This is a genomic window from Streptomyces globosus, from assembly GCF_003325375.1.
Taxonomy (GTDB): Bacteria; Actinomycetota; Actinomycetes; order Streptomycetales; family Streptomycetaceae; genus Streptomyces; species Streptomyces globosus_A.
This window is the reverse complement of sequence record NZ_CP030862.1, coordinates 639,855-655,136: the sequence shown is the minus strand read 5'-3', so window position 1 is coordinate 655,136 and position 15,282 is coordinate 639,855. Positions and strand designations below refer to the sequence as shown.

Annotated in this window: 16 protein-coding genes; 3 read left to right on the top strand and 13 right to left on the bottom strand. The window is 75.1% G+C overall.

Going from position 1 to position 15,282, the window contains the following annotated elements:
• Positions 1–125 precede the first annotated feature (125 nt).
• Positions 126–1,541 (top strand): FtsW/RodA/SpoVE family cell cycle protein, encoded by a 1,416-nt coding sequence (locus C0216_RS03185; RefSeq protein WP_114053771.1) that lies wholly within the window; start codon positions 126–128, stop codon positions 1,539–1,541.
• Between the two features lie 124 nt (positions 1,542–1,665).
• On the opposite strand, the gene C0216_RS03180 is transcribed toward C0216_RS03185, so the two are convergent.
• Both C0216_RS03180 and C0216_RS03175 read right to left on the bottom strand, forming a co-directional pair.
• The gene (locus tag C0216_RS03180) at positions 1,666–2,553 is read right to left on the bottom strand and encodes a polysaccharide deacetylase family protein (protein ID WP_246042294.1); all 888 of its coding nucleotides are present in this window, start codon (positions 2,551–2,553) and stop codon (positions 1,666–1,668) included.
• Complete coding sequence (locus tag C0216_RS03175) at positions 2,550–3,503, bottom strand: polysaccharide deacetylase family protein (RefSeq protein WP_114053770.1); 954 nt, start codon at positions 3,501–3,503, stop codon at positions 2,550–2,552. Before C0216_RS03175 ends, C0216_RS03180 begins: the two co-directional genes overlap by 4 nt.
• A gap of 101 nt (positions 3,504–3,604) precedes the next feature.
• Here C0216_RS03175 and C0216_RS03170 point away from each other — a divergent pair, with 101 nt between their 5' ends.
• Positions 3,605–4,816: a class I SAM-dependent methyltransferase gene (locus tag C0216_RS03170; RefSeq protein ID WP_114053769.1), complete on the top strand. Its 1,212-nt coding sequence runs from the start codon at positions 3,605–3,607 to the stop codon at positions 4,814–4,816.
• Positions 4,817–4,832: 16 nt separating this feature from the next.
• Here the strand turns inward: C0216_RS03170 and C0216_RS03165 are convergent, their stop codons facing one another.
• The 4 genes from C0216_RS03165 to tsaB form a co-directional block, all read right to left on the bottom strand.
• Entirely contained in the window at positions 4,833–5,090 is a 258-nt protein-coding gene (locus tag C0216_RS03165) for a hypothetical protein (RefSeq protein WP_114058421.1), read from the bottom strand.
• 14 nt (positions 5,091–5,104) lie between these two features.
• Positions 5,105–6,241, bottom strand: coding sequence for a tRNA (adenosine(37)-N6)-threonylcarbamoyltransferase complex transferase subunit TsaD (gene tsaD, locus C0216_RS03160; protein WP_114053768.1), 1,137 nt, complete (start codon positions 6,239–6,241; stop codon positions 5,105–5,107).
• Positions 6,234–6,725 carry a ribosomal protein S18-alanine N-acetyltransferase gene (gene rimI / locus C0216_RS03155; protein ID WP_114058420.1) on the bottom strand — a complete coding sequence of 164 codons (492 nt, stop codon included), beginning with the start codon at positions 6,723–6,725 and terminating at the stop codon, positions 6,234–6,236. The genes tsaD and rimI overlap by 8 nt, the downstream gene beginning before the upstream one ends.
• A 68-nt stretch (positions 6,726–6,793) precedes the next feature.
• A complete protein-coding gene (tsaB, locus tag C0216_RS03150) occupies positions 6,794–7,456 on the bottom strand; it encodes a tRNA (adenosine(37)-N6)-threonylcarbamoyltransferase complex dimerization subunit type 1 TsaB (protein ID WP_114053767.1) in 663 nt (220 codons plus the stop codon).
• A 156-nt stretch (positions 7,457–7,612) separates the two neighbouring features.
• Here tsaB and C0216_RS03145 point away from each other — a divergent pair, with 156 nt between their 5' ends.
• The gene (locus C0216_RS03145; protein WP_174250337.1) at positions 7,613–8,164 is read left to right on the top strand and encodes a hypothetical protein; all 552 of its coding nucleotides are present in this window, start codon (positions 7,613–7,615) and stop codon (positions 8,162–8,164) included.
• Positions 8,165–8,220: 56 nt separating this feature from the next.
• Here C0216_RS03145 and C0216_RS03140 read toward each other — a convergent pair whose 3' ends face one another.
• The 7 genes from C0216_RS03140 to glmS form a co-directional block, all read right to left on the bottom strand.
• Complete coding sequence (locus C0216_RS03140; RefSeq protein WP_114053765.1) at positions 8,221–8,427, bottom strand: hypothetical protein; 207 nt, start codon at positions 8,425–8,427, stop codon at positions 8,221–8,223.
• Between the two features lie 155 nt (positions 8,428–8,582).
• Positions 8,583–9,143: a tRNA (adenosine(37)-N6)-threonylcarbamoyltransferase complex ATPase subunit type 1 TsaE gene (gene tsaE, locus C0216_RS03135; RefSeq protein WP_428985476.1), complete on the bottom strand. Its 561-nt coding sequence runs from the start codon at positions 9,141–9,143 to the stop codon at positions 8,583–8,585.
• Positions 9,088–10,296, bottom strand: a complete 1,209-nt coding sequence (locus tag C0216_RS03130) for an alpha/beta fold hydrolase (protein ID WP_114053763.1) — start codon at positions 10,294–10,296, stop codon at positions 9,088–9,090. Before C0216_RS03130 ends, tsaE begins: the two co-directional genes overlap by 56 nt.
• Positions 10,297–10,307: 11 nt before the next feature.
• A complete protein-coding gene (gene alr / locus C0216_RS03125; RefSeq protein ID WP_114053762.1) occupies positions 10,308–11,456 on the bottom strand; it encodes an alanine racemase in 1,149 nt (382 codons plus the stop codon).
• A gap of 113 nt (positions 11,457–11,569) precedes the next feature.
• Entirely contained in the window at positions 11,570–12,973 is a 1,404-nt protein-coding gene (locus C0216_RS03120; protein ID WP_114053761.1) for an NAD(P)H-hydrate dehydratase, read from the bottom strand.
• A gap of 35 nt (positions 12,974–13,008) precedes the next feature.
• On the bottom strand, positions 13,009–13,377 hold the full coding sequence (locus tag C0216_RS03115; RefSeq protein WP_114053760.1) for a holo-ACP synthase: 369 nt from the start codon (positions 13,375–13,377) through the stop codon (positions 13,009–13,011).
• Positions 13,378–13,401: 24 nt separating this feature from the next.
• Positions 13,402–15,249, bottom strand: a complete 1,848-nt coding sequence (glmS, locus tag C0216_RS03110; RefSeq protein WP_114053759.1) for a glutamine--fructose-6-phosphate transaminase (isomerizing) — start codon at positions 15,247–15,249, stop codon at positions 13,402–13,404.
• Between the last annotated feature and the right edge of the window lie 33 nt (positions 15,250–15,282).

The following is a 15,282-nucleotide window of genomic DNA, read 5'->3' as shown; positions in this document are numbered from 1 at the left end:
GGCCGAATACCGCGCCTCCTCGCAGCGGTTCGGGGCAACCCCTGGGCGGCCGGGGACGTCGTAGAAGATATGAAGATAAAGCGCCCGAATGCGGACGAGATCACTCCGGCCGGCCCCGGCGCGCCGTGCGGGGCCTGAAGCCCCTCACGCCGGCGGGCGCGCGCCGGCGCACCGAGGCCCTGCTGCTCGCTCTCACCGTCGGCATCACCGTCCTCGGCCACGCGAGCGCCGGCCTCGCGCTGAACGGCGTACTCCCGGCGAGCCTGGCCGACTTCGCGGCCAGCATGAGCCTGCTCGCCCTCGCCGCCCACCTGGGCGTGCGCCGGTTCGCGGCGTACGCCGATCCGCTCGTCCTGCCCCTGGCCCTGCTGCTGACCGGGCTCGGGCTGGTGCTGCTGCACCGGCTCGACCACGCGTACATCGAGCAGTACGGGGGCGACGCGTACGCGCCCGGCCAGCTCGTGTGGACGGTCGTCGGGGTGGCGGCCTGCCTGCTGGTACTGGCCCTGCTGCGCGACCACCGCCGGCTCCAGCGGTTCATCTACCTCACCATGGCGGCGGCGCTGGTGCTGCTGGCCGCGCCGGCCTTCTCCCCGGCGGACACGTACGGCGCCAAGCGGTGGATCGTCGTCGGCGGGCTGTCGGTGCAGCCCGGCGAGTTCGTGAAGATCATGATCGCGGTGTTCTTCGCGGGCTACCTGGTGGTCCACCGGGAATCGCTGGCGCTGACGGGCCGCCGGTTCCTCGGCATGCAGCTGCCGCCGATGCGGCAGCTCGGCCCGATCGCCACGGTGTGGGTCCTCTCGCTGCTCGTCCTGGTCTTCGAGCGCGACCTCGGGACCTCGCTGATCTTCTTCGGCGTCTTCGTGGTCATGCTGTACGTGGCCACCGAGCGCACCGGATGGATCGTGTGCGGCCTGGTCATGGCCGCGGGCGGCGCCTTCGCGGTCGGCTCGGCCGAGCCGCACGTCAAGGCGCGGGTGGCGGCCTGGCTGGACCCGCTGTCGTACTACCGGGAGCAGCGGCCGCCGGGCGTGACCTCGGACCAGGCGGCGCAGGCACTGTTCGGCTTCGGCAGCGGCGGCATGTCGGGGACGGGGCTGGGCCTCGGCCACCCCGAGCTGATCAAGTTCGCCGGCCGCAGCGACTTCATCCTCACCACCGTCGGCGAGGAGCTCGGCCTCGCGGGCGTCATGGCCGTCCTGCTGCTGTACGCCCTCCTCGTGCAGCGGGGGCTGCGGATGGCGCTCGGCGCCCGCGACCCGTTCGGCAAGCTGCTGGCGGTGGGCCTGTCGGCGGCGCTGGCGCTCCAGGTGTTCGTCGTGGCGGGGGGTGTGACCGGGCTGATCCCGCTGACCGGCAAGGCGCTGCCGTTCCTGGCGAAGGGCGGCTCGTCGCTGCTGGCCAACTGGATCATGGTCGCGCTGCTGCTGCGGATCAGCGACAGCGCGGAGCGGCTGCGCGAGGCCGACCGGCGCGCCCCGGCGCCGTCCGCCGCGCCGGCGTACGCGCGCCCGGCCCCGGCGGTGCCGGGCCGCTGACCCGGCAGCCCGGAGGCGCGGGGATCCCGGGCCTCTTCCGCCCGCACCGGGTCCGGGCGGCCGTCCGCACCGGGCCGCAGGCCGGGGAGCCGCAGGGGCCGTGCGGGCCGGGACCGTCAGGGCCTCAGAGGTAGTCCTCCAGACGGCCTATGCGGAAGCCCTGCTCCTGGATGCTCCGCAGCATGTTCGCGGTCATCTGGACCTCGGTGGCGCCCTTGAGCTCGGCGGGGCCGCGGAAGTGGGCGAGGACGATGTCGCCGGGTTTGAGGCCGGAGCCCTCGGCGTACTGGAAGTCCTTGATCTGCATCGACGCCCGCCACAGCACGACCTGCGAGATGCCGCACTCGGCGGCGGCCCTCAGCGTGTCGTCGTTGTAGTTGCCATAGGGCGGGCGGAAGAGGGGCGGCTTGGTGCCGAAACGCTTCTCCAGGCGTTCCTGCTGACCGCATATCTCCTTCTTCTGCGCGGCGAAGGGCAGGGTCCGCAGGTTCGGGTGCGTCAGCGTGTGGTTGTTCACGGTGCTGCCCGAGCCGTTGTCGCGGAGCTTCTCGAAGTGCCCGTAGTCGGACGAGGCGGCGCTGTCCGTGAGGAACATGCTGATCGGCAGCCTGAGGTCGGCCGCCATCTTCAGGAACTCGGGGTCCTTCTCGGCGCCGTCGTCGAAGGTGAGGAAGACGGTCTTCTCGCCCGGGGGCAGGGGTATTCGGTCCACGACCTGCGCCTTCCCGGGCGCGCCGGGCGGCAGGGCCGGCTTCTGCGCCGGCTTGGGGGCGTACTCCAGGGGCGCGGCGAGCCCCCACTTGCGGTACGCCTGGCCGTCGGCCGCGGAGGCCGACGGGGAGGAGGCGCCCGGCCCGGCCCCCTGGTCCCCGGCCGGGGCGGAGGACTCGGACCGGGCGGTGTTGCGGCCCAGCCGCTCGATCGGGTCCACGCTGTTCCCGCATCCCGCCAGGGACAGCGCCAGCGCGCCGGCAGCGAGTGTGGCAGCCGTCAGCCGGCGCGCGTCCTTCACAGGTAGTCCTCCAAGCGGGCCACGGCGTAACCCTTGTCCGTGACGGTCTTCATGACGTGGCGGATCATGTCGGGCATGGTGCCCTTCCAGTCCTCGCTCCCCCGGAAATGCGTGAGGATGATATCTCCGGGATGCAGGTCGCGGTCCCATTCACGGTAGTCCATCCGGTTCGGGAAGCCTTCGGCGTTCCACAGCGGAACGGCCTTGATGCCGCAGGACTTTGCCGCGCGCAGGGTGTCCTCGTTGTAGTTGCCGTACGGCGGCCGGAAGAGCGTCGGGCGCTTGCCGAAGGTCTTCTGGATGGTGTCCTGCTGGCCGCAGATCTCCTCGCGCTGCTTCTCGTAGGAGAGCGCGGGCATGTACCGGTGGTTGAGGGTGTGGTTGTTCAGGGTGACGCCCGCGGCCTGCATGGCCTTGAAGTACGGGTAGTTGTCGCGGATGAGGTAGTCGCTGACGAACGCCGTGTACGGGATCTTCAGCTCCTGCATCATCCTCAGGAACTCGGGGTCCTTCTCCGCGCCGTCGTCGATCGTCAGGAAGACGACCTTGTCCTCGGTCGGAACGGTGGTGAAGACCGGGGGGAGTTCGTCGTGGCCGTCGACCTCGAAGCCGTCGCGGGTGGTGATCTCCGGCTTCTCCTCGGGGGCCGGAGGGGCCACGAGGGGCGGCTTGTCGAGCTTCCACTTCTTCGCCGCGGCGACGACCGCCAGCCGGGCGGCCTTCTGCTTCTCGGCGTAGGTGCCGGCCGCGCCGGCCGCGCCCGGCGCCTCGGCGCCCTTGCCGGACTTGGCGGGGGCGGGTGCGCCGGAGTCCTTCGAGGAGCCGCACGCCGTGCCGAGGGCGGCGACGAGCAGGGCGGCGGCCGCGACACCGGCCCGCCCGCCGAGGGGGCCGGCCGACGACCGGCGACCATGAAGCGCCTTATGTTCCTTTTGTCGTACTAGCTGCATAGCAGCGCATCCTGGCACCGCACCCGCGCGCCGCCCCGCCGACACCGCGGAGCGGAGGGCGGTCTTCAACCGACTGGCCCACACTGGCCGACAATGAACGGGTGACCCCCGAAGACTTCGCCGCCCTCCTGACCCCCGAGGGCCGCACCCTCCTGGACTCCCTCCGCGACTACGACCCGGGCAAGGAGCTCGCCGTCGCCACCCGGCTGCGCCGCGACCACCCCGCCCCGCTCGTCTCCGCCGCGCTCGGACAGGCCCGGCTGCGGCAGCGCGCGGTGGCGAAGTTCGGTGCGGAGGACGCCTTCCGGATGTACTTCACGCCCGGCGGCGCCGAGATGGCGACCCGCGCCTCCGTGGCCGCGTACCGCGCCGGCCGGCTCGCCGCCCTCGGCGTGCGCAGCGTCGCCGACCTGTGCTGCGGCATCGGCGGCGACGCCCTGGCCCTGGCCCGGCGGGGCATCCGGGTCCTGGCGGTGGACCGCGACCCGCTGACCGCGGCCGTCGCCCGCGCCAACGCCGCGGCGCTGGGCCTGGCCGACCTGGTCGAGGTCCGCGAGGAGGACGTCGCGGCCGTCGACACCTCCGGGTACGACGCCGTGTTCGTCGACCCCGCCCGGCGCGGCGGCCGCGGCCGGGTCTTCGACCCGGAGGCCTACTCGCCGCCGCTGTCCTGGGCGGCCCGGGCGGCCGCCGCGGCCCCCTGCGGCGCCGTCAAGATCGCCCCCGGAATCCCGCACGAGGCCGTCCCCGCGGGGGCCGAGGCCGAGTGGATCTCCGACCACGGCGACGTGAAGGAGGCCGTGCTGTGGTTCGGCACGGCGGCCGAAGGGGCCGCGGGCGCCGCGCCCGGCGCCGGCCCCGCCGTACGCGCCACCCTGCTGCCCGGGCCGCGTTCCCTGCACGCCGCCGGACCGCTGCCGCCACCCCCGGTCGGGCCCGTGGGCCGGTACCTCTACGAGCCCGACGGCGCCGTCATCCGCTCGCACCTCGTCGCCGAGGTCGCCGGCCGGCTCGGGGGCCGGCTCATCGACCCGACGATCGCCTACGTCACCGCGGACGAGCTGCGCGCGACGCCGTACGCGACCGCGTACGAGATCACCGACGTGCTGCCGTTCGGCCTGAAGACCCTGAAGGCCCTGCTGCGGGAGCGCGGCGTCGGCACCCTGACGGTGAAGAAGCGCGGCTCGGCCATCGAACCGGAGGAACTCCGCCGGAAGGTCAAGCCGCAGGGGCCGAGCGCGGCGACGGTCTTCCTCACCCGCGTCGCGGGCGCCCCGTCAATGCTGATCGGGGCGCCCGCCGCCGCTGTGTGAGGGCCCGCCCGCCCGGTCAGCGGGCGGGCGACGCCTCGACCGACTCGAAGCGCCAGCGGTGGACCGGGCGGGCGGCCAGGCCGGCGGGCGGGGCCGGGAGTTCGGGCAGGACGGCGGACAGGCCGTCCTCGGCCTCCCACCAGGTGACGACCAGCACCCGGTCCTGCGGCGCGCGGAACACCTCCCGCCGCAGCGGCTCCCCCTCCGGGGCCTGTGCGCGGGCCCAGGCCAGCAGCTCCGGCCCGCGGCCCTCGGCGGCCCGGGCCTCCCACATCAGCGCGACGGTGCTCACGAGTACAGGTTGTCCTTGCTCAGCTCGTGCACGTGGTCGTGGTCGTGCGCATGCCCGTGCCCGTGGCCGTGGCCGTGCTCCTCCCCCGCGGTGCCCGGCACGTGCGGGTCCGTCACCGGCAGCGAGGAGTCCGCGGACAGGTCCCAGTCCGAGGCCGGCCGGTTCCGCCGGACCATCTCCGCGCCCAGGGCCGCGACCATGGCGCCGTTGTCGGTGCACAGCTTGGGCCGCGGCACGCGCAGGACGATGCCCGCGTCGTCGCAGCGCTCCTGCGCCAGCGCCCGCAGCCGGGAGTTCGCGGCGACGCCGCCGCCGATCATCAGGTGGTCGACGCCCTCGTCCTTGCAGGCGCGGATCGCCTTGCGCGTGAGGACGTCCACCACGGCCTCCTGGAAGGACGCCGCCACGTCCCGCACCGGCACCTCCTCGCCCGCGTTCCGCTTCGCCTCGATCCAGCGGGCCACGGCCGTCTTCAGCCCGGAGAAGGAGAAGTCGTACGCGGGGTCGCGCGACCCGGTCAGCCCGCGCGGGAAGTTGATCGCCTTCGGGTCGCCCTCCTTCGCGAGCCGGTCGATGACGGGCCCGCCGGGGAAGCCGAGCTGCAGCACCCGCGCGATCTTGTCGAACGCCTCGCCGGCGGCGTCGTCGATGGTCGAACCGAGCGGCCGCACGTCGGAGGTGATGTCCGGGGCGAGCAGCAGCGAGGAGTGCCCGCCGGACACCAGCAGCGCCATCGTCGGCTCGGGCAGCGGCCCGTGCTCCAGCTGGTCGACGCAGATGTGCGAGGCCAGGTGGTTCACCCCGTACAGCGGCTTGCCGAGGGCGTACGCGTACGCCTTCGCGGCGGACACGCCGACGAGCAGCGCACCGGCCAGGCCGGGCCCGGCGGTGACGGCGATCCCGTCGAGGTCGCGGGCGCTGACCCCGGCCTCCTCCAGGGCGCGCTCGATGGTCGGGACCATCGCCTCCAGGTGCGCGCGGGAGGCCACTTCGGGCACGACCCCGCCGAAGCGGGCGTGCTCGTCGACGCTGGAGGCGACGGCGTCGGCCAGCAGGGTGGTGCCGCGGACGATGCCGACGCCGGTCTCGTCGCAGGAGGTCTCGATGCCGAGGACGAGCGGTTCGTCAGCCATGGGTCTCACCTTGTACGGGTCCGTCCGCGGGGACGGAGTGTGCGGGATCGGAAAGGCGCATCACGAGCGCGTCGACATTGCCGGGCTGGTAGTAGCCCCTGCGGAAGCCGATCGGCTCGAAGCCGAAGCGCTCGTAGAGCTTCTGCGCGCGGGTGTTGTCCACCCGCACCTCCAGCAGCACCTCGGCGCACTCGAACGCGGTCGCGGCGCGCAGCAGGTCGGTGAGCAGCCGGGCGCCGAGCCCGGTCCCCCACTGGTCGCGGGCGGCCGCGATGGTCTGGACGTCGGCCAGGTCGCCTGCGGCGGCGAGCCCGGCGTAGCCGACGAGGCGGCCCGCCGCGTCCTCCGCGACCACGTAGTGGCGGGTGGCGCGCGGGCCGCGGGAGTGGGCGAGCTCGGACCAGAACATGCCGGCCGACCAGGCGTCCTCGGGGAAGAGGTCCTGCTCCAGTTCGAGCACGGGCCCGATGTCCCACCAGCGCATCGGGCGCAGGGCGGCGGCGCCGGCGTGCGGCGGCGCCGGGAGTGGGGGGCCGGGCGACGGGCGGGCGGTCACTGCGGGGTGACCACCTTGTAGTTCTTGGGCACCTGGGCGTCGGGCCGGCGCAGGTACAGCGGGACCGGCGGCAGGAAGTCCAGGCCGGCCTCCAGCCGGTGCGCGGCCAGTGCGGCCAGCGCGGCGGCGCTCTGGTGCTCGGGGTCGCGGGCGTCGGTGAAGACCTGCGGGTACAGGCGGGCGCCCTGGCCGACGGCGGGCAGCCCGGCGACCTGCTCGGCGATGTCGGCCGGGCGGTCCACGGCGGGCTCGCCGACCCGGGTGAGGGGGTCCTCGTAGCGCGCCCAGTAGACCTCCTTGCGCCGTGCGTCGGTGGCGACGGTGAAGGGGCCCTCGATGCCGGCGGCCCCCGCGGCGTACGCGAGCCCGTCGAGGGTGCACAGCCCGTGGACGGGGATGCCGAGGACGGCGGCGAAGGTGGTGGCGGTGGCCAGGCCCACGCGCAGCCCGGTGTAGGGGCCCGGGCCGACCCCGACGACGATGCCGGTGAGGGCGTCGAGCTTCAGCCCCGCCTCGGCGAGGACGCGGTCCACGGAGGGGAGCAGCAGCTCCCCGTGGCGGCGGGCGTCGACCTGGTGGGACTCGGCGACGGTCTCGCGGCCGTCGTGGAGGGCGACGGTGACGGCGGGCGTGGCGGTATCTACGGCGAGCAAGAGCACGCGAACAGCCTACGACTCCCCGGGCCCCGGCCCTTGCGGCCGGTCGCCGGGCACCCCGGCTGCTACCTTCGACCCAGGCATCGGCCGGGACCGGGGGCCGGGGGGCGTGCCCGCCGGCGGCGGCCGGCCAGGGGAAGCACGGAGAGGTGGAGCAAGGTGGCAAGCAGAAGCTCGGGAATCGTGGCCGGGCTCACCGTCGCGGCGCTGGCCGCGGTCGGCTTCCTCGGCTACCAGGCCTCCGCGACCGCGCCCGCGGCTCCCGCGCAGACCCCGCAGGCGGCGCCCTCCGCCGCGGCGGCCGCTCCGGCGCCGGGCCCGGAGAAGCCGGCGGCCGTGCCGGCGGACTCCGGCACCGGTGTGCGGGTCGTGTACTCGCTGGGCCAGAAGCGGGTGTGGCTGGTCGGCGAGGACGGCCGGGAGCCCCGGACGTTCCCGGTGATGCCGAGCACGGTCCACCCGAAGACCGGCACCTACCTGGTGAGTTCGCGTTCGGGCGCGGTGACCGGCTCGGACGGGGTGCCCGTCGAGCACGTGGTGCGCTTCGCGAGCGCCGACGGCGTCGTGGTGGGCTTCAGCGCGCGCACCGACGGCGGGATGCCGCAGCCGGACCCGGCGAAGAAGACCGGCGGCATCCGCATGAGCCGGGCCGACGGCGACGCGATGTGGGCGTTCGCGACGATCAACTCGAAGATCGTCGTCGTTCCCTGACCCGGCGCCGGGCGCGGATACACCCGTTCGGAGGACGGCTTCCCGGCAGCGGAGGGTCAGGCGGCCTCGGATTCCGGTCCGGGCTGCGCGAGCGGCCCGCGGGCCGCTGCGCCGCGGCCGGGGGCGGCGGTGTCGCGTACGGGCCGGGCCTGCTCGCGGGCGGGGGGCGTGGAGACGGCGGTCGCCGCCGCGCAGGCGGCGAGGAGCGTGCCCATGGGGACGGCGGCCGGGCGGTGGTCGCGGGGTGCTGCTCCTGTCGACATGGCTGCCCTCCTGGCCCCGGGCCGGCCGTACTTAGGTAGGCCTAACCTGCCCTCTGTACCATGTCACCACGGGTGCCTCATCCGGCGCAATATCTTCCCGACAGGTTGTCGGCACGTTTTCCCCGGCGGCAGCCGCCCGTCCCGCCCCGCGCGCCTCAGCCCGCGGCCCGCAGCCCGGCGAGCGCGTCCGGCGCGGCCCAGCGGGCGCCGACCCCGTGCACGGTGACCTCCCGTACGTCGTCGAGGACCTCCTCGTGCCCGACGGCCCGCGCGATCACCACGTGCAGCCGGTCGTCGGAGAGCTCCTCCACCTTGCCGTCGCCCCACTCGACGACGACCACGGACTCGGGCAGCGACACGTCGAGGTCCAGGTCCTCCATCTCGTCGAGCCCGCCGCCGAGCCGGTACGCGTCCACGTGCACCAGCGCCGGACCGGTCCCCAGCGGCGGGTGCACCCGGGCGATCACGAACGTCGGCGAGGTCACCGCGCCCCGCACGCCGAGCCCCTCGCCCAGCCCGCGCGTCAGCGTCGTCTTGCCCGCGCCGAGCTCCCCGGTCAGCAGCACGAGGTCGCCGGGGCGCAGCAGGCCGGCGATGCTCCGGCCGAGGGCCTGCATCGCCCCGGGCGAGTCGACGGTGATGCGGGCCCGGGCCGCGGCCTCAGGTCCCTGCGGGCCCGGACCCGGCTGCGGCACCGGGCTGCGGGGGGCTTCCAGCGGTACGTCTTCCATGTCCGCCAACGTTAGCCGCTGCGGGCACCGCTCCGGTGCGGGCGAACAGCTCCAGGAGCAGCCCTGTCACCGTCTCCGGGTACTCCAGCATCATCAGGTGCCCGGCCCGCTCCAGGACGACGAGCTCCGCGGCGGGCAGGGCGTCCTTGATGGCCTGGCTGTGCGCGGCGGGCGTGATCATGTCGTGGTCGCCGGCGATGACGGTGACCGGGATGTCCCCGAACCGCTGGAGGGCGTCCGTCTTGTCGTGGGCCTGGAAGGCCGGGTAGAACTCGGCGACCACGTCGATGGGGGTGTGCTCGATGAGCCGCTCCGCGAACCGCGCGACCCCGGGGTCCACCTCGCGGGGCGCGCCGAACGAGTACAGCTTGACCATCCCGGCGAAGAGGTCGGCGGTGGCCCTGCGGCCCCGCTCCACCAGTTCGACCTGGGATCCGAGCACCTTCAGGACGGGCGGCAGGATGCGCCGGACCGCGCCGAGCCCGACGGCGGGCAGCCCGTACGTCACCTCGCCGAGGCGGCCGCTGGAGGTGCCGACCAGGGCGACGCCGACGACGCGGTCGCGGACCAGGTCGGGGTACTGGTCGGCCAGCGCCATGATCGTCATGCCGCCCATGGAGTGCCCCACCAGGATGAGCGGGCCCTCGGGGGCGGCGGCGTCGATGACGGCCTTCAGGTCGCGGCCGAGGCAGTCGATGGTGACGGGCTCGCCGTCGGCCTGGGCGAATCCGCGGGCGCTGCGGCCGTGGCTGCGCTGGTCCCAGTACACGGCGCGGACCGTCCCGCGCACGGCGGCGCGCTGGAAGTGCCAGGAGTCCTGGGCGAGGCAGTATCCGTGGCAGAACACGACGGTCGGGGCGGGCTCGGTGCTGGGCCGCAGCCCCGGGCGGGCCCGTTCGGCGTCCTGGGCCGGCTCCTCCACCTCGTAGTGCAGCTCGGTGCCGTCCTCCGCGTACGCGGCGCCCGCGGTCCCGCGCAGGGAGCCGTAGTCGCCGGCGGCGTCGAGCGCCAGGCGCGCCTTGCGGCGCACGCCCCGCCCGACCGTGATCCGTTCGACGGCCACGCCGGCCGCCGCACCGGCGGCCACCACGCCGATGACGGCCCCGGCCCAGCCGGCTCTGCGCCAGTTCTCGCTCACGCGGTCCCCACTCAGCCGTTGCGGTAGACGCGGGGCACGCGTGCTCCGATGCGGGTGACGATCTCGTAGGCGATCGTGTCCGCCGCCTGCGCCCAGTCCTCGGCGGTGGGCTCGCCGTGCGCGCCGCTGCCGAAGAGGACGGCCTCGTCGCCCGGACGGACGCGCCGGGGGCCGTGGTCGCGGCCGAGGTCGACGACGAACTGGTCCATGGCGACGCGGCCGGCGATGTGGCGAATCCTTCCTCCGACCGCGACCGGGCCCCGGCCGGAGGCGTGCCGGGGGACGCCGTCGGCGTACCCGGCAGGGATCAGCGCCAGGTCGGTCTCGGCGCCGGTGGTGTAGTGGAGGCCGTAGCTGACGCCGTGCCCGGCGGGCACCGTCTTGACCAGGGCGACGGAGGCCTTCAGCGACATCGCCGGACGCAGGCCCAGCTCCGCGGAGGTGCCCAGCTCGGGCGCGGGCGACACCCCGTAGACGGCGAGCCCGCAGCGCACCAGGTCGTAGTGGCTCTCGGGGAGGGTGAGCGTCGCCGGGGAGTTGGCGATGTGCCGGACCTCCGGCTCCAGGCCCTCCTTCTCGGCGTACGCGAGCATGTCCCCGAAGGCGGTGAGCTGGAGCGGGATCGACGGGTGCCCCGGCTCGTCGGCGCAGGCGAAGTGCGACCAGATCCCGGTGACGCGCACGCTGCCCGCGGCCTCGGCGGCCGCGGCCGCGCCGACCAGCTCGGCCCAGTCGGCGGGCTGGCAGCCCGCCCGGCCGAGCCCGGTGTCGGCCTTCAGCTGGATGCGGGCGGGGCGGCCCGCGGCCCGGGCGGCTTCCTGCACCTCGCGCAGGGCCCACATCCCGCTGACGGACACGTCGATGCCGGCCTCGACGGCCTCGCGCCAGGGGCCGCCCGGCGTCCACAGCCAGCACAGCAGGGGCGCGCCGATCCCGGCGGCGCGCAGGGCGAGCGCCTCCTGCGGGGTGGCCGTGCCGAGCCAGGCCGCGCCGGCCTCCAGCGCGGCGCGGGCGCAGGGGACGGCACCGTGCCCGTAGGCGTCCGCCTTGACCACGGCCATGAGCGCGGCCCGGGGCGCCCGCGCGCGCAGGGCGCGCACGTTCTCCCGTACCGCGTCCAGATCGATCTCGGCGTACACGCGCGTCGGTGTCTCGTTCATCGCCCCCAGTCTCTCAGAGGCCGTCCCGGGCCGACCGCAGGGCGTGTACCGGCCCTGTCACAGTCGATCCGCCCGGACCTGCGGCGGACCGCCCCGCGGGCACCCGCGGCGGGTCAGGAGCCCTGCACCGCGCGCCAGGCCGCGGGCAGCGCCGCGGCCACCTCCTGGGCGAGCAGCGGGGCGCCGGCCGCGGCGCGCCCGGCGGCCAGGCCGTGCAGGTACGCCGCCGCGGAGGCCGCGTCGGCGGCCGGCAGACCGGCCGCGAGGAGGGAGCCGGCGAGGCCGGACAGGACGTCGCCGCTGCCGGCCGTGGCGAGCCAGGGCGTTCCGGTCGGGTTCACCCGGACGGGCCCGCGGCCGTCGCACACCAGCGTCGTCGAGCCCTTCAGCAGCACCACGGCCCCGAACCGGCCGGCCAGCTCCCGTACGGCCGCGAGCCGCCCGGACTCCACGTCCGCGCGCGGCACGCCGAGCAGCGCGGCCGCCTCCCCCGCGTGCGGCGTCAGCAGGGTCGGCGCGGTGCGGGCGCGCAGCACCGCCGGGTCCAGGCCGCGCAGCCCGTCCGCGTCCACCAGCACCGGCACCGGCTCGGCCAGCGCCTGCGCCGCCTCCGCGGCCCGGTCGCCGCCGAGGCCGGGCCCGACCACCCAGGCCTGCACCCGGCCGCGCCCGACCAGCGTCTCCGGGTAGCGGGCCAGCACCTCCTCGTGCGCCGGGCCGACGTAGCGCACGGCTCCGGCGCCGCCGCGCAGCGCGCCCGCCACGGCCAGGACGGCCGCGCCCGGGTACTGCGCCGATCCGGCGACGACGCCGACGACGCCGCGGCTGTACTTGTCGCTCGCCGCGCCGGGCCGCGGCAGGAGGGTCGGGAGGTCGGCGTCCTCCAGGGCGGCGGCGGCCGGGGTGCCGAGCGCGGCGGGGTCGAGGCCGATGTCCACCAGCCGCACCTCGCCGGCCAGGGCTGCGCCGGGGTCGACGAGGAGTCCCGTCTTGTACGCCCCGAACGTGACGGTGGTGTCGGCCCGTACGGCCGCCCCGGCGACCTCCCCGGTGTCCGCGTCCACCCCGCTGGGCAGGTCCACGGCCACGACGGGCGCACCGGGCGGGATCCGCTCCGCCAGCGCCGCCGCGGCCGGGCGCAGCCCGCCCTGCCCGCCGATGCCGAGCAGGCCGTCCACGACGAGGTCCGCGCGGTCGGGCACCGCGGCGGACAGCCGGCCGCCCGCGGCGCGCAGGGCCGCCAGCCCGCCCGGGTGCACGCGGCCGGGGTCGGCGGGCACCGCGGTCACGGCGGCGCCGCGCCGGGCGAGCCGGGCGCCCGCGTACAGGGCGTCGCCGCCGTTGTCGCCCGGCCCGACGAGCAGGACGACCCGGGCGCCGTACACCCTCGGCAGCAGGCCGGCGCAGGCGGCGGCCAGCCCGGCCGCCGCACGCTGCATCAGGGCGCCCTCCGGCAGCCGCGCCATCGCCGCCCGCTCCGCGGCCCGCACGTTCTCCACGCTGTAAGCAGTACGCATGGGCCCAGCCTGCCCGATCGGCGGCGCGGCAGCCGTCAGCCCTCGGCGATGACGACGGCCGAGGCGACGCCCGCGTCGTGGCTGAGCGAGAGGTGGAAGGACTTCACGTTCAGCTCCACCGCCCGCGCCTCGACGGTGCCCCGCACCCGCACCCGCGGCTGCCCCGTCTCCTCCACGTACACCTCCGCATCGGTCCACAGCATGCCGCCGGGCGCGCCGAGCGCCTTGGCGAGCGCCTCCTTCGCCGCGAAGCGGGCGGCGAGCGAGGCGATCCCGCGCCGCTCGCCGCTCGGCAGCACCAGCTCCGACTCGGTGAACAGCCGCTGGGCCATGCCCGGCGTCCGCTCCATCGACACGCCGAAGCGCTCGATCTCCGCCACGTCGATCCCCACGCCGATGATCACGACGGCGACCCCCCGCTCTCTCTCCTACTCCACGGTCACGGACTTCGCGAGATTACGCGGCTGGTCCACCTCGTTGCCGCGCGCCGTGGCCAGTTCGCACGCGAACACCTGGAGCGGCACCGTCGCCACCAGCGGCTGGAGCAGCGTCGGGGTCGCCGGGATGCGGACCAGGTGGTCGGCGTAGGGGACGACCGCGTCGTCGCCCTCCTCGGCGATGACGATGGTCCGCGCGCCGCGCGCCCGGATCTCCTGGATGTTCGAGACGATCTTGTCGTGGAGGACGGAGCGCCCCCGCGGCGACGGCACGACCACCACCACCGGCAGGTCCTTCTCGATCAGCGCGATCGGGCCGTGCTTGAGCTCGCCCGCCGCGAATCCCTCCGCGTGCATGTACGCGAGCTCCTTCAGCTTCAGCGCGCCCTCCAGGGCCACCGGGTAGCCGACGTGCCGGCCGAGGAACAGCACGGTGTCCTTGTCGGCGAGGGACCGCGCCAGCGCCCGCACCGGCTCCATGGTCTCCAGGACGGCCTCCACCGCCCCGGCGATGTCGGACAGTTCGCGGACGACCGCGCCGACCTCGTCGCCCCACTTCGTGCCGCGCACCTGGCCCAGGTAGAGCGCGACCAGGTAGCAGGCCACCAGCTGGGTCAGGAACGCCTTGGTCGAGGCGACGGCCACCTCCGGGCCGGCGTGCGTGTACAGCACGGCGTCCGACTCGCGGGGGATCGTCGAGCCGTTGGTGTTGCAGATGGCGAGCACCCTCGCGCCCTGCTCCCGCGCGTGCCGCAGCGCCATCAGCGTGTCCATGGTCTCCCCGGACTGCGAGATGGCCACGACGAGCGTCCGCTGGTCCAGGATCGGGTCGCGGTAGCGGAACTCGCTCGCCAGCTCCGTCTCGCAGGGGATCCGCGTCCAGTGCTCGATGGCCAGCTTGGCGATGAGTCCGGCGTGGTAGGCCGTGCCGCAGGCCACGATCACCACCTTGTCGACCTCGCGGAGCACGGAGGCGGGGATGCGCACCTCGTCGAGGGTGAGGGAGCCGCTCGCGTCGATGCGGCCGAGGAGGGTGTCGGCGACGGCCTTGGGCTGCTCGGCGATCTCCTTGAGCATGAAGTAGTCGTAGCCCCCCTTCTCGGCGGCCGAGGCGTCCCAGTCGACGTGGTAGGCGCGGACGTCGGCGGGCGAGCCGTCGAACCGGGTGACGGTGACGCCGTCCCGGCGCAGCTCCACGACCTGGTCCTGGCCCAGCTCGATCGCGGAGCGGGTGTGCGCGATGAACGCGGCCACGTCGGAGGCGAGGAAGTTCTCGCCCTCGCCGACGCCGACGACGAGCGGGGAGTTGCGGCGCGCGCCGACGACGGTGTCCGGCACGTCGGCGTGCACGGCGACCAGCGTGAAGGCGCCCTCCAGACGCCGGCACACCCGGCGCATGGCCTCCGCGAGGTCCCCGGCCGCGTCGAACTCCTCGGCCAGCAGGTGCGCGGTGACCTCGGTGTCGGTCTCGGAGTCCAGCCGGTGCCCGCGGTCTTCGAGTTCGGCGCGCAGCGCGGCGAAGTTCTCGATGATGCCGTTGTGGACGACGGCGACCCGGCCCGTGTTGTCCAGGTGCGGGTGGGCGTTGGCGTCGGTGGGGCCGCCGTGCGTCGCCCACCGGGTGTGGCCGAGCCCGGTGGAGCCGGGCGGCAGCGGATGGGAGACGAGCTGCTTCTCCAGGTTGACGAGCTTCCCGGCCTTCTTCGTCGCTGCGAGCTCCCCGTCGGCGACGACGGCGACGCCCGCCGAGTCGTAGCCGCGGTACTCCAGCCGCTTGAGTCCGGCGATGACCACATCGAGCGCCGACTGCGCTCCCACGTAACCCACGATTCCGCACATGGCGCGCAGCGTACGCCCGAGTTGACGCCCCGT

Coding starts and splice junctions, on each gene's coding strand:
- C0216_RS03175 (WP_114053770.1), bottom strand. CDS start 3,503: ATGCAGCTAGTACGACAAAAGGAACATAAGGCGCTTCATGGTCGCCGG.
- C0216_RS03165 (WP_114058421.1), bottom strand. CDS start 5,090: ATGTGGGAGGCCCGGGCCGCCGAGGGCCGCGGGCCGGAGCTGCTGGCC.
- tsaD (WP_114053768.1), bottom strand. CDS start 6,241: ATGGCTGACGAACCGCTCGTCCTCGGCATCGAGACCTCCTGCGACGAG.
- rimI (WP_114058420.1), bottom strand. CDS start 6,725: ATGCGCTGGTGGGACATCGGGCCCGTGCTCGAACTGGAGCAGGACCTC.
- C0216_RS03140 (WP_114053765.1), bottom strand. CDS start 8,427: ATGTCGACAGGAGCAGCACCCCGCGACCACCGCCCGGCCGCCGTCCCC.
- alr (WP_114053762.1), bottom strand. CDS start 11,456: ATGAACGAGACACCGACGCGCGTGTACGCCGAGATCGATCTGGACGCG.
- C0216_RS03120 (WP_114053761.1), bottom strand. CDS start 12,973: ATGCGTACTGCTTACAGCGTGGAGAACGTGCGGGCCGCGGAGCGGGCG.
- glmS (WP_114053759.1), bottom strand. CDS start 15,249: ATGTGCGGAATCGTGGGTTACGTGGGAGCGCAGTCGGCGCTCGATGTG.